At 69.0% G+C, this 11,903-nt stretch carries 12 protein-coding genes; 9 read left to right on the top strand and 3 right to left on the bottom strand.

Annotation, left to right across the window (positions count from 1 at the left end; all coding sequences use genetic code 11):
- Nucleotides 1-47 precede the first annotated feature (47 nt).
- Nucleotides 48-1,097 carry a YhjD/YihY/BrkB family envelope integrity protein gene (locus ACFWH5_RS07595; RefSeq protein WP_378833611.1) on the top strand — a complete coding sequence of 350 codons (1,050 nt, stop codon included), beginning with the start codon at nt 48-50 and terminating at the stop codon, nt 1,095-1,097.
- 7 nt (nt 1,098-1,104) lie between these two features.
- Here the strand turns inward: ACFWH5_RS07595 and ACFWH5_RS07590 are convergent, their stop codons facing one another.
- The 3 genes from ACFWH5_RS07590 to ACFWH5_RS07580 form a co-directional block, all read right to left on the bottom strand.
- Nucleotides 1,105-1,851: a DUF2993 domain-containing protein gene (locus ACFWH5_RS07590; RefSeq protein WP_378833609.1), complete on the bottom strand. Its 747-nt coding sequence runs from the start codon at nt 1,849-1,851 to the stop codon at nt 1,105-1,107.
- Nucleotide 1,852: 1 nt separating this feature from the next.
- Nucleotides 1,853-3,520 carry an arginine--tRNA ligase gene (argS, locus tag ACFWH5_RS07585; RefSeq protein ID WP_378833608.1) on the bottom strand — a complete coding sequence of 556 codons (1,668 nt, stop codon included), beginning with the start codon at nt 3,518-3,520 and terminating at the stop codon, nt 1,853-1,855.
- 62 nt (nt 3,521-3,582) lie between these two features.
- Entirely contained in the window at nt 3,583-4,566 is a 984-nt protein-coding gene (locus ACFWH5_RS07580; protein ID WP_378833606.1) for an N-acetylglucosamine kinase, read from the bottom strand.
- Nucleotides 4,567-4,656: 90 nt separating this feature from the next.
- On the opposite strand from ACFWH5_RS07580, the gene ACFWH5_RS07575 reads away from it, so the two are divergent.
- The 8 genes from ACFWH5_RS07575 to ACFWH5_RS07540 all read left to right on the top strand — a co-directional run bounded on the left by ACFWH5_RS07575 (nt 4,657) and on the right by ACFWH5_RS07540 (nt 11,537).
- The gene (locus tag ACFWH5_RS07575) at nt 4,657-5,598 is read left to right on the top strand and encodes a MurR/RpiR family transcriptional regulator (protein WP_378833603.1); all 942 of its coding nucleotides are present in this window, start codon (nt 4,657-4,659) and stop codon (nt 5,596-5,598) included.
- Nucleotides 5,595-6,347, top strand: a complete 753-nt coding sequence (locus ACFWH5_RS07570) for a sugar isomerase domain-containing protein (protein WP_378833601.1) — start codon at nt 5,595-5,597, stop codon at nt 6,345-6,347. The genes ACFWH5_RS07575 and ACFWH5_RS07570 overlap by 4 nt, the downstream gene beginning before the upstream one ends.
- A 60-nt stretch (nt 6,348-6,407) precedes the next feature.
- Nucleotides 6,408-7,829 carry an N-acetylglucosamine/diacetylchitobiose ABC transporter substrate-binding protein gene (ngcE, locus tag ACFWH5_RS07565; protein WP_378833599.1) on the top strand — a complete coding sequence of 474 codons (1,422 nt, stop codon included), beginning with the start codon at nt 6,408-6,410 and terminating at the stop codon, nt 7,827-7,829.
- On the top strand, nt 7,826-8,845 hold the full coding sequence (locus ACFWH5_RS07560) for a carbohydrate ABC transporter permease (protein ID WP_378833597.1): 1,020 nt from the start codon (nt 7,826-7,828) through the stop codon (nt 8,843-8,845). Before ngcE ends, ACFWH5_RS07560 begins: the two co-directional genes overlap by 4 nt.
- The gene (locus ACFWH5_RS07555; protein WP_378833595.1) at nt 8,842-9,750 is read left to right on the top strand and encodes a carbohydrate ABC transporter permease; all 909 of its coding nucleotides are present in this window, start codon (nt 8,842-8,844) and stop codon (nt 9,748-9,750) included. Before ACFWH5_RS07560 ends, ACFWH5_RS07555 begins: the two co-directional genes overlap by 4 nt.
- 97 nt (nt 9,751-9,847) lie before the next feature.
- Complete coding sequence (locus tag ACFWH5_RS07550) at nt 9,848-10,645, top strand: SGNH/GDSL hydrolase family protein (RefSeq protein ID WP_378833593.1); 798 nt, start codon at nt 9,848-9,850, stop codon at nt 10,643-10,645.
- A gap of 45 nt (nt 10,646-10,690) precedes the next feature.
- Nucleotides 10,691-11,122, top strand: a complete 432-nt coding sequence (locus ACFWH5_RS07545) for a helix-turn-helix transcriptional regulator (RefSeq protein ID WP_378833590.1) — start codon at nt 10,691-10,693, stop codon at nt 11,120-11,122.
- Nucleotides 11,123-11,132: 10 nt separating this feature from the next.
- The gene (locus tag ACFWH5_RS07540) at nt 11,133-11,537 is read left to right on the top strand and encodes a VOC family protein (RefSeq protein ID WP_378833589.1); all 405 of its coding nucleotides are present in this window, start codon (nt 11,133-11,135) and stop codon (nt 11,535-11,537) included.
- The last annotated feature ends 366 nt before the right edge of the window (nt 11,538-11,903 follow it).

The raw sequence follows: 11,903 nt of genomic DNA, 5'->3' as shown, positions 1-11,903 counted from the left end.
TGTCAACCCTCCCCGGGTGTGACATCGCGCTCATTATGGTGGACGAGATGAATGCTTCCTCGGGATCGGAACACCAGGGTCGTTTCGCGCGGTTGATGGCGGCGTTGATACGAGGGCTGCTGCGCTGGCGGCTGGTGCGCGCGGCGCTGCGGTACGCAGGACGACGAGGGCCGGTGCTCGCCGACGCGGTGACCTACCGCGCGCTCTTCAGCATCTTCGCCGCCCTGCTGCTGGGGTTCTCGGCAGCCGCGCTGTGGCTCTCGAGTGACGGCGCCGCGTGGGATGCCGTGGTCTCCGCCGTGGACGCCGCCGTGCCCGGCCTGGTGAAGACGACCCCCGACGGCGGCGGGATCGTCGATCTCGACACCATCCGCGCCCCCGCGGGACTGTCGATCACGGGGGTGATCTCGTTGATCGCACTGGTGGGCGCCGCGCTGGGCGCGATCGGATCGCTGCGAGCCGGCATGCGCACCATCGCGGGCACGGATCGGGCCGACGTCGCGTGGTATCTCATGCTGCTGCGCAATCTGCTGCTCGCGGTCGTCATCGCCGGCACCTTCCTGGGAGCCGCGGCGCTGACCTTCGCGGGTGAGGCGATCGTCAACGGCGCCGCAGGGCTCCTGGGTGTTCCCGAGGACTCCGCCGGCATCTTCTGGAGCGTGCGACTGCTGTCGCTCGTCGTGGTGTTCGCCCTCGACGCCGTGCTGATCGCGGCTGCCTTCCGCCTGCTGTCGGGTGTGCGCGCCTCGGCGCGATCGCTGTGGCTGGGCGCCGCGCTCGGCGCTGTCGCGCTCGTCGTGCTGCAGGAGCTGTCCGGGCTGTTCGTCGGCGGAGCCCGCTCCAACCCGCTGCTCGCCTCGTTCGCCTCGCTGCTGGCGCTGCTGCTCTGGCTGAACCTGTCGACGCAGGTGATCCTGCTCGCCAGCGCGTACATCGCCACCGCGGCCGACGAGGAGCATGATCGCGTGGGAACCCGCTACGGGGCGGAGACGCTCGCCGAGAACGCGCTGCGCCTGGCCGAGCAGGATGCGCGTGCCGCGACCTCGCGCCTGCGGGCGGCGCAGGAATCCGTCGCCGCGGAGCACTCGTCGACCTGATCGGGTCTCAGCACTCGCCGTTCTCGAGCAGAGCAGGGTCGACGGCGATGCGGCCGTCCGCCCGGATGTCGGCGACCGCGCTGCCGCCCTCGATCCGCAGCCCGGTCAGGGTGATCCCCGCCGGAAGCCGATCGGCGATGCAGACGCGCCGGGTCGCCACCAGCTGACCGCCCAGACCGCCGAACCGATCCGACAGCTCGTCGAGGTCGATCCGGCTCCCCGCCAGCGAAGCCGACACGGGGGTCAGCAGCAGCTCACCCGCATCCGCCCCGGGGGTGACGGTCAAGCCGAGCGGCACCGGTGCGCCGAAGAGCTCCGCTGTGCCGCTGATCGTGACGTCCGGTTCCTGGAATCGGATGTCCTCGATGGGCAGGCCGGAGCGATCGATGAGCGCCTGGAACTGCTCGGCGTCGACGGCGACCGTGCCCTCGGCGCCGCCGAGCGCTCCGCCGTGCAGCGGAACGCCGGTCGCGGTGACGTCGGCCGCCCCGGTGACCCCGCCGATGGTCACGTGGTCCGAGGCGAGATGCAGCTCGTCGAGCCGGCCGCCGATGAGCTGGGGCAGCAGCACTCCCGACGCCTCGACGTCCAGCTGCTGGTCGGCGGGCAGGTCGAGCTGGTCGACGACGATGGAGCGGACGACGCCAGGAAGCACGGCCCGCGCGGTCAGCTCGGCGGCGACGACGAGCGCCGCGAGCACCAGCACCAGGACCGACAGGACCCAGGGCCATCGCGCCCGCCGCGCCGCCGTCATCTCACATCCGCTCGGGGGCGGAGACGCCCAGCAGCGCCAGTCCGTTGCGCAGCACCTGGCCCGTGGCGTCGTTGAGCCACAGGCGCGTGCGATGCACGGTCTCGATCGGGTCGTCGCCCTGAGGGATCACCCGGCAGTTGTCGTACCAGCGGTGGTAGAGGCCGGCGAGCTCTTCGAGGTAGCGGGCCACGCGATGCGGCTCGCGCACCTCTGCGGCGAACCCGACGATGCGCGGGAACTCCTGCAGCGCTCCCAGCAGCGCGGACTCCGTCTCGTGAGTGAGCAGCTCCGGTGCGAACTCGGAGCGGTCGACGCCGGAGTCCGCCGCGTTGCGCGCCACGTTGTGCGTGCGCGCGTGCGCGTACTGGACGTAGAACACCGGGTTGTCGTTGGTGCGCTTCTGCAGCAGCTCAGGGTCGAGGTCGAGCGGCGAGTCGGCCGGCGAGCGCTCCAGCGAATAGCGCAGAGCGTCGGTGCCGAGCCAGTCCAGCAGCTCGTCCATCTCGATGATGTTCCCGGCACGCTTGGACAGACGCGCGCCGTTGATCGACACCATCTGGCCGATCAGCACCTGGATGTTCTCGTCGGGATCCTCGCCTGCGGCACCGGCCACCGCCTTCAGGCGGTTGACATAGCCGTGATGGTCGGCGCCGAGCAGGTAGATCTTGTTCGCGAAACCCCGGTCGCCCTTGTCGAGGTAGTACGCCGCGTCGGCGGCGAAATACGTGTACTCGCCGTTGGAGCGGCGGATCACGCGGTCCTTGTCGTCGGTGAAGTCCGTGGTGCGCACCCAGACGGCGCCGTCCTCATCGAAGACGTGCCCCTGCTGGCGCAGCCGGTCCACGGCCCTGTCGATCAGGCTCGCACCGCCGTCCTCGCCGGGAGCGTGCAGCGCGCGCTCCGAGAACCACACGTCGAACGGCACGTTGAACCGGTCCAGCGACGCCTTGATCTCGGCGAGCTGAAACGCGTACGCCTGGTCTCGTGCGACGACGAGCTGCTCGTCCGCAGGCAGCGTGAGCAGGTCGGGGCGGGCCTCGACCACGCGACGTGCGAGCTCGGCGATGTACGCGCCGGGGTAACCGTCCTCGGGGGTCGGCTCACCCTTGGCAGCGGCGAGCACCGAGCGCCCGAAGCGCTCCATCTGAACGCCGGCGTCGTTGATGTAGTACTCGCGCACGGCGTTCGCCCCGCTGGCCAGCAGCAGGCGCACGATGGAGTCGCCCAGTGCCGCCCAGCGCGTGTGGGCGATGTGCAGCGGTCCGGTCGGATTGGCCGACACGAACTCGACGTTCACCGACACACCGGCCTGGGAGTCGTTGGATCCGTACCCCGTGCCGGCTTCGACGATCGTCCTGGCGAGGGCACCGGCGGCCGCCGCCTCGAGTCGGATGTTGATGAATCCGGGTCCTGCGACCTCGACCTCGGCGATTCCGTCGACCTGGGCGAGCCCGTCCGCGATCTGCTGTGCCAGCTCCCGCGGGCCGGTGCCCAGCCGCTTGGCGAAGCGCATGGCGACGTTGGTGGCCCAATCGCCGTGATCCCGGTTGCGCGGGCGCTCGAGCACCACGTCGGATGCCGTGACGCCGAGCTCCTCGTCGGGTCGACGCTCGGCCGCGATCGGGGCGAGGACGGCGAGGACGGCGGCGGCGAGCGTTTCAGGGTTCATAGACGACCAATCCTACTCGCGCCGCGTGTGCGACCCCGGCGTGTCCTGCGGGCCGCGGGCGCTCAGCGGAAGCGGGCGATCGTCCGTGTCAGCGTCTCGAGCGTCGTGGCATCCGGCTCTCCCCCCGCCGCGCGCACGGCGAGGAACGCGGCGCCGATCGCCCCGTCGCCCACCGCGAGCACATCGAGGCCGTCGGCGGCGTCACCGAGCCGCGCCAGGAAGGCGTCGCGCACCGGACCGGACCGGGAGAGCACGCTGCCGCCGATCACCAGCGGCCCCGGCCCGGACAGCACCGCCGCGAGGGTGTCGGCGAGATGCTCCCCCGCGGTGCGCAGGATGCCGTCGGCGACCGGGTCCGGCTGCGCGAACGCGAAGGGGGCGAGGGCCGCGAGCTCGATCGGCGGCCGGGAGTAGAGCGCCTCGACGAGTCCCTCGAGCACGTCGGTGCGACCTTCCCTGACGACGCCCGTGGACACCAGCCCGTAGTGTGCGAGAACCGGGTCGGTCATCGCCGTAGCGGGTCCCGTGCGATCGAGGTCCTGAGCGACAGCGCGCGCCACCGCCTCCCCGATCCAGAATCCGCTGCCGCGGTCGCCGAGCAGCCAGCCCAGGCCGTCTCCCGTGCCGTCGATGCGCCCGTCCCGCACGCGCACCACGCACGCGCCGGTGCCGGAGACCAGCGCATAGCCGAACGGCGATGCGGAGCCGCTGAAGTACGCCGCGAGCAGATCCGACTCGAAGACGAGGCGACCGTCGAATCCGTGCTGCCCGAGTCGTGCGCGCAGCCACGTGTGGTCGCCGGAGGCGCGGCTGCCGGCCATGGCCGGAGTGACCACGGCGATGTCCGCCAGCGATCGGCCGGCGGTCTGCAGGGCGCCGGCGATCGCCTCCATCACACCGTCAGCGGCGCGCTCCGGACCGGCCGAGATCGGGTTGCCGCGGCCTCCGACGCCGTAACCCAGGCATTCGCCGCGGGAGTCGGTCAACACCGCTCGCGTCGAGGTTCCACCGGCGTCGATCCCGAGCAGAAGCGGTTCGTGACTCATTTGTGATGTTGTCCTATTTGACGTTTTCGTCGCGTGAGAATAGTTTTCATCTCAACGACGGAGCCCCGCGGGGCAATTCAGGAGGCAATGGTGCCACGGTCAGGAGACATCGGCAACGGGCTGACGATCGCTCGCCGCATCGCGGCCGGTCGCCGGGCCATGCCGACGGCGATGAGCAAGATCGCCGATGTCGTGACCGAGCATCCCACGGCACCCGTCGAACTCACGATCACCGAGCTCGCCGACCGTGCCGGCACGTCACCCGCGACGGTGACCCGCTTCTGCCGGGCGCTGGGCTTCGACGGATACACGCAGTTCCGCGTCGGCGTGGCCAGTGAGATCGGTCGGGGCGACGCCGGGGAGAGCTGGCAGGCCGACATCGGCGGCGAGTTCGGCGCGGAGGACGAGCCGGACAAGGTGCTGCAGACGCTCGTCGCCCTGCATGTCGAGAGCCTGGAGAGCACGGCCGCACGTCTCGAGATGGACAATGTGCTGCGGGTCGCGGACGCGATCACCGCCAGTCGTCACGTCGACATCTACGGCGTCGGCGGAAGCGGGGTGATCGCGCGCGAGTTCCAAGGCCGGCTGTACCGCATCGGCGTGAACGCGCACTCCTGGTCGGATGTGCACGACGGACTCACCAGCGCCGTGCTGCAGAACCGGGATTCGGTCGCGATCGGCATCTCGAGCACGGGCCGCACCGACGAGACGGTGCAGATGCTGTCGCAGGCCGGTGCCGCCGGTGCCTTCACCGTCGCGATCACCCACGACGCGGAATCCTGGCTGGCCGGCCTCGCAGACGTGTCGCTGGCGACGGCGGCGCCCACCGGATATCTGCGGCCTGACGATCTGTCGGTCAAGCACTCCCAGCTGCTCGTGCTCGACCTGCTGTATCTGCTCATCGCGCAGCAGATGTTCGGCCAGGCATCCCGGCGGCTCGCCGCGAGCGCGATGGCCGTCTCCGCCCACCGCCGGCCCGTGCGCACGGCGAAGAACAACAACCCCACCCCCCTGCTCGAGGAGATCCGATGACCGCCACCCCGTCCGACCTGCTCCGCGAGGCCACCGGCCGCCTCGACCGACTCGCCTCCGAGGCCGAGGCGGGCGCCCTCGACGGCGCGATCGCGCTGCTCGTCGACGCCCTCGACCGAGGGGCCGTCATCCAGGCGTTCGGCACCGGGCACTCCGAGGCGTTCGCCATGGAGATCGCCGGGCGCGCCGGCGGCCTGATCCCCACCAACCGCTTCGCGCTGCGCGACATCGTCATGCACGGCGACCGCGAGACCGACGTGCTGACCGGCTCGCTGGAGCGCGAGCCGTGGGTCGTCGACGAGCTGATGGCGACGGTGCCGGTGCACGATGGCGACGTGTTCGTGATCGCGTCGAACTCCGGGGTGAACGGATCGATCGTCGGCACCGCACTGTGGGCCAAGGAGCACGGCCACCTGGTCATCGCGGTGACCAGCCTCGAGCACACCGCCCGCGTCGAGCCCAAGCACCCGAGCGGCAAGCGCCTCAGCGAAGTCGCCGATGTCGTCATCGACAACCTCGCACCCTACGGCGACTCGACGCTCGAGGTGGCGGACGGCATCGGCGCCGGCGCGATCTCGTCGATCACCGCCGCCTTCATCGCGCAGCTGCTGACGCTCGGCGTCGCGCGCACGATCGCCGAGCGCGGCGACACTCCCCCGATGTACATCTCCGCCAACATCCCGGGCGGCGATGAGCACAACTCCGTCCTTGAGGACCGCTACGCGGGCCGCATCCGGCGGGGAGCTTGATCGGATCTCCGGTCGGCCCGAAACCCAAACACCGATCACATCACTACGGAAGGTATGAAGATGGAACTCAACGAAGCATCCATCAGCCGGCGCAACCTGCTGCGCGGCGCGGCTGCAGCGGCGATGCTGCTGCCGTTCGGCATGACCCTCGCCTCCTGCGCAGCGCCGGGTGGCGGCGGCAACGGCGGCGGCGGCCCGAAGGGCGAAGTCACCTCTGACAACCCCTTCGGCGTCGCGGCCAACGCGAAGGTCGACGCGGTCATCTTCGACGGCGGCTACGGCGTGGACTACGTCGAGAACGCCGCGAAGATCATGGAGGGCAACGAGGGCCTCGACGGCGCCACCGTCACGGTCTCCGCGTCCACCAAGATCGCGCAGGAGCTGCAGCCCCGGTTCGTGGGCGGCAACCCGCCGGACCTGATCGACAACTCCGGCGCGAACTCGATCGGCTGGAACACCATCCTCGACCAGCTCGAGGAACTCGACGACGTGCTCGACGCCGAGAACCTCGAGGGCACCAAGATCCGCGACACGCTCTTCGGCGGCGTCGAGGCACCGGGTACCTTCGACGGCCGGTTCGTGGCCCTGAACTACGTCATGACCGTGTACGGCATCTGGTACTCGTCCAGCCTCTTCGAGGAGAACGGCTGGGATGTCCCGAAGTCCTGGCAGGACCTCAAGTCGCTCGGTGAGAAGGCCAAGGCCCAGGGCAAGTACCTGTTCCTCTGGGGCAAGGAGGCCGCGACCTACTACCAGACCATGGTGGTGGACTCGGCCGTCATCCAGGCCGGCGACGACGTGCGCCTGCCGCTGGAGAACCTGGAGGAGGGCTGCTGGTCGCACCCCGCTCTGCAGGGCATCCTGACGATCCTGCACGATCTGATCCAGTCTGGCTACGTCAAGCCCGGTGGTGGCGGCACGCAGTTCACCCAGGCCCAGGCGCAGTGGAGCCTCGACCAGGAGGCGCTGCTGTACCCCTCGGGCTCATGGATCGAGAACGAGATGAAGGACACGACGGCCGAGAACTTCATGATGAAGGGCATCGCCGAGCTCCCGCTCGACGGCAGCCAGACCACCCCGGCCGGCACGATGCGCGCCGAGGCCGGCGAGCCGTTCGTCGTCCCGAGCAAGGCGAAGAATCCGGCCGGCGGCAAGGAGCTGCTGCGCACCATGCTGTCGAAGGAGTCCGCGACGGCGTTCGCCAAGTCGAAGCTGGCTCCGACGATCGTCAAGGACACCGTTCCCGCCGACGGCTTCGGCTCGACGGCGCTCGTCTCGCAGTCCGAGCTGCTCGCCGCGGCCGGGGAGAACGTCTTCACCATCAAGTCGTTCAACCTGTACGGCATGAACTCCGACCAGCTGCCCATCTGGAACTCGTTCCTCGACGGCAAGATGAGCGTCGAGGAGATCACAAAGCAGCTGCAGGCCCTGACCGACAAGGTCCGCGAGGACTCGTCGGTCACGAAGATCGAGATCAAGTGACCGCAGCACCAGGTCTTGACGCGGCGCTGGACACCGTCGCCGTCACGGCAGCTCAGGCGGGGCGGCGCAAGCCGTCCCGCCTGGGGCGGCGCAAGCTGACCTTCGACTACGTCTCGTTCCTGCTGGTGTTCCTCGGCCTGCCACTGGCGATCTTCCTGATCTTCGTGATCTCGCCGTTCATCCAGGCCGTGTACTACTCGATGACGAACTGGACCGGCTTCTCGCCGACCATGGACTTCATCGGGGTGCAGAACTTCGTGAGGCTGTTCCAGGACTCGACGTTCCTGCAGGCCATGGGCAACAACGCCCTGCTCGCGATCGTCGTCCCGCTCATCACGATCGTGATCGCACTGGTCTTCGCGAGCATGATCACCGTCGGCGGGCCGAGCCACGGGCAGGTCCGAGGGCTCAAGGGCTCCAGCTTCTACCGCGTGGTGTCCTTCTTCCCCTACGTGATCCCGGCCATCGTCATCGCGATCCTGTGGAACATGATCTACACGCCCAGCGGGCTGCTCAACGGCATCCTGGGCATCTTCGGCATCGACACGAACGACTTCGCCTGGCTGGGAGACGGCCGCACCGCGATGGGCGCCACGATCTTCGTGATCGTCTGGAGCATGGTCGGCTTCTACATGGTGCTGTTCGTCGCGGCGATCAAGGGCATCCCCGCAGAGACGCTCGAGGCCGCGCGCATCGACGGCGCCGGGCGATTCCGCACGGTGACCTCGATCCTGCTGCCGCAGATCCGCGACAACGTGCAGACGGCATACATCTACCTCGGCATCCTCGCGCTGGACGCCTTCGTGTACATGGCGGGCCTGAACGCCACCGGCGGTCCCGGCAACAGCACGCTGGTGATGAGCCAGTACCTGTTCCGCACCGCCTTCGAGAAGGGCCAGTTCGGCCTGGCCAGCGCCATGGGTGTCGTGCTCGCCGTGCTCACCCTGGTTTTCGCCGCCGTCGTCATCGGCGTGTTCCGCCTCGTCGGCGGCAAGGATGAAGGAGGACGCGCATGAGCACCGACACTCGCGCCGCGGTGACGATCGACTCCCGCACGCCGGCCCCGCTCGGCACGCGCACCACCAAGGCCACCACGAGCGACAAGGTGGTCGGCGGCGCATCGCACGTCATCCTCGCCATCTGGTCGGTCGTCGTCATCCTGCCGATGGTGTGGACGCTGATCGGCTCGTTCAAGACGACGCCCGAGATATTCCGTTCGCCGTTCGGGCTGCCCGCGAACTGGAACTTCGACAACTACGTCAACGCCTGGGTGAACAACAACTTCGGCCGGATGTTCCTGAACACCGTGATCGTCGTCGGCGTCGCGCTGGTGCTGGTCATGATCCTCGGCGCGATGTGCGCCTACGTGCTGGCGCGGTTCTCGCTCCCCGGCAGCAGGGTCATCTACTACCTGATGCTCGCGGGCCTCACCTTCCCGGTGTTCCTGGCGATCGTTCCGCTGTTCTTCATCCTGCAGGGCATGGGGCTGCTGAACACGCTTCCCGGACTGATCATCACGTACGTGGCGTTCGCGCTGCCGTTCACGGTGTTCTTCCTGTTCTCGTTCTTCAAGTCGCTGCCCTACGAGATCCAGGAGGCCGCCTACGTCGACGGTGCCAGCGAGTGGCGCACGTTCTTCCAGGTGATGCTTCCGATGGCGAAGCCGGGCATGGCCGCCGTGGCGATCATGAACTTCCTCGGGCTGTGGAACCAGTTCCTGCTGCCGATCTCGCTGAACACGAGCCAGGACAACTACGTGCTGTCGCAGGGTATGGCCAGCTTCGCGTCGGCGGCCGGCTACCAGGTGGACTTCGGCGCCATGTTCGCGGCGGTGATGATCACGATCCTCCCCGTGCTGCTCGTCTACGTCCTCTTCCAGCGCCAGCTGCAGGGGTCGGTGTCGCAGGGCACATCGAAGTAGCACCCGGATCGCCCCTCCCCGCAGCCGCGGCGGAGGGGCGATCGGCGTTTCCTGCTCCCGAATTCGCATCCGGCGCTTCATCGCTTACCCTCGTCCCATGACCTTGCGCGTCCGCACCCGACGGCGCCGCACGGCCCTCGTGATCGTGGGCGCGTTCGCGGTGGTCCTCGGTGTCTCCCTCGGCATCACCCGACCCTGGCAGCCGCCCGTGGAGACCGCACCGGTCGCAGCGGCGGAGGACGGCATCGCCGCCCCCGCCCCGCTCGCGCTGCCCGAGCATCCGACGGTGCTCGTCTTCGGCGACTCGTGGACGTACGGCTCCGCCGCGAGCGTGCCGACGCTGGGATACGCCTACGTGCTCGCGGACCTCATCGACGGCGAGACCGTCGTCGACGGTGTCCCCGGCAGCGGGTATCTGAAACCCGGCTCCACGGGCCCCGCCTTCGGCGCGCGGATCGCCGCCCTCGATCCTGCGATCGATCCGGATGCGATCATCATCCAGGGCTCGATCAACGACCGCCGTGAGGATGCGGCAGCTCTTCCCGCCGCGGTGAACGCGGCCTGGGACGCACTGACGCAGAAGTTCCCCGAGGTGCCCATCGTCGTGCTGGGGCCCGCCCCGCATGAGCTTCCCGTGGACGCCAGCACGGCGCGCATCGACCGGGAGCTCGCCGCGCTCGCCGGATCACGAGGCTGGTGGTACGTCTCCCCCGTCAAGGAGCAGTGGATCACGCCCGACAACTATCTCTCCGTGATCGACGTGGGTGTCGGACGCAAGCATCCCTCGACCGCGGGACATCGGTATCTCGCCGAGAGGGTCGCGGAGGCGCTGGAACGTCTCGGAGCAGCGCCGGTGACCGCGGCCGACGGGGAGCAGCTCGAACCCGCGAAGTGAGTCCGCGGGAACGCGTTCCACCGCCGGCGCTGGCAGGATGGATGCATGCCGACTGCGGACGATCGACGCGACATCACCGTGATCCGCCGGGTGCGCGACCGGATCGACCGGGACTTCGCGCAGCCGCTGAACGTGGACGAGCTCGCCCGGGGCGCGCACATGTCCGCCGGGTTCCTGAGCCGTGAGTTCCGCCGCATCTACGGCGAATCGCCGTACTCGTACCTGATGACCCGGCGCATCGAGCGGGCGATGACGCTTCTGCGCCGCGGCGATCTGTCGGTCACCGAGATCTGCTTCTCGGTCGGGTTCTCGTCGCTCGGCACGTTCAGCACGCGCTTCTCCGAGCTCGTCGGCATGTCTCCGAGCGCGTACCGCGCGGACCCGTCGCGTTCCGTCGAGGGCATCCCGCCATGCCTGGCCAAGCAGTTCACCCGACCGGTCAGGAATCGAGAAGCGGCCGCGACCGCGTCACCCTAACGTTGACGGCATGAACATCAGCATCCACAACGCGTTCCTGCCGCACACCGACGCCGAGGCGGCGCTCGGCTTCTACCGCGATCTGCTCGGCTTCGAGGTCCGCAAGGACGTCGGGTACGAGAACATGCGGTGGATCACGGTGGGACCCGCCGGGCAGTCGACCTCGATCGTGCTGCACCCGCCGGCCGTCGACCCGGGGATCACCGACGAGGAGCGCGAGACGATCTTCACCCTCATCGCGAAGGGCGTCTACGGCGCCGTCACCCTCGCCACCGAGGACCTCGACGGGCTGTTCGAGCGCCTGGAGGCGGGCGGCGCCGACATCGTGCAGGAGCCGACCGATCAGGATTACGGGGTGCGGGACTGCGCGTTCCGCGATCCGTCGGGGAACCTGATTCGGGTGAACCAGGTCTGAGGGGGGACGTGTTCCCGCGTCCCTCGGCGGGTGGGTAGAGCGTGCCCGCGCGTCCCTCGGGGCGCGGGTGTAGAGCGTGCCCCCGCGTCCCTCGGCGGGCGGGTGTGGTTCGTGCCCCCGCGTCCCCACCGGCTTCTCCACACGCCGCAGGCACAGAAGCACGTCGCGTTCCGCGAAAAGGGCGGCGCGCGGAGCCTCCGGCCGGCGGGGGCCGTCTGACGGGAGGGGTAGAACGTCGAATCCGGGGGCCCCCGCGGGGCCCCCCAAGAACGTAGTTGCCCCCCCAACATAAAAAAAACCCACCAAAAAGAAACGCCACGCAGAAAAAAAAAACAAAAAAAAAACACCAAAAAAAGAGTTTAGAAA

The sequence above is a fragment of the Microbacterium sp. NPDC058345 genome (genome assembly GCF_042723855.1).
In the GTDB taxonomy this organism is placed as follows: domain Bacteria; phylum Actinomycetota; class Actinomycetes; order Actinomycetales; family Microbacteriaceae; genus Microbacterium.
This window is presented reverse-complemented; position numbering and strand designations above follow the sequence as displayed.

Excerpts from the sequence above, each read along its gene's own strand:
- ACFWH5_RS07595 (WP_378833611.1), top strand. The coding sequence starts at position 48 with ATGAATGCTTCCTCGGGATCGGAACACCAGGGTCGTTTCGCGCGGTTG.
- ACFWH5_RS07590 (WP_378833609.1), bottom strand. The coding sequence starts at position 1,851 with ATGACGGCGGCGCGGCGGGCGCGATGGCCCTGGGTCCTGTCGGTCCTG.
- argS (WP_378833608.1), bottom strand. The coding sequence starts at position 3,520 with ATGAACCCTGAAACGCTCGCCGCCGCCGTCCTCGCCGTCCTCGCCCCG.
- ACFWH5_RS07580 (WP_378833606.1), bottom strand. The coding sequence starts at position 4,566 with ATGAGTCACGAACCGCTTCTGCTCGGGATCGACGCCGGTGGAACCTCG.
- ACFWH5_RS07570 (WP_378833601.1), top strand. The coding sequence starts at position 5,595 with ATGACCGCCACCCCGTCCGACCTGCTCCGCGAGGCCACCGGCCGCCTC.
- ngcE (WP_378833599.1), top strand. The coding sequence starts at position 6,408 with ATGGAACTCAACGAAGCATCCATCAGCCGGCGCAACCTGCTGCGCGGC.
- ACFWH5_RS07555 (WP_378833595.1), top strand. The coding sequence starts at position 8,842 with ATGAGCACCGACACTCGCGCCGCGGTGACGATCGACTCCCGCACGCCG.
- ACFWH5_RS07550 (WP_378833593.1), top strand. The coding sequence starts at position 9,848 with ATGACCTTGCGCGTCCGCACCCGACGGCGCCGCACGGCCCTCGTGATC.
- ACFWH5_RS07545 (WP_378833590.1), top strand. The coding sequence starts at position 10,691 with ATGCCGACTGCGGACGATCGACGCGACATCACCGTGATCCGCCGGGTG.
- ACFWH5_RS07540 (WP_378833589.1), top strand. The coding sequence starts at position 11,133 with ATGAACATCAGCATCCACAACGCGTTCCTGCCGCACACCGACGCCGAG.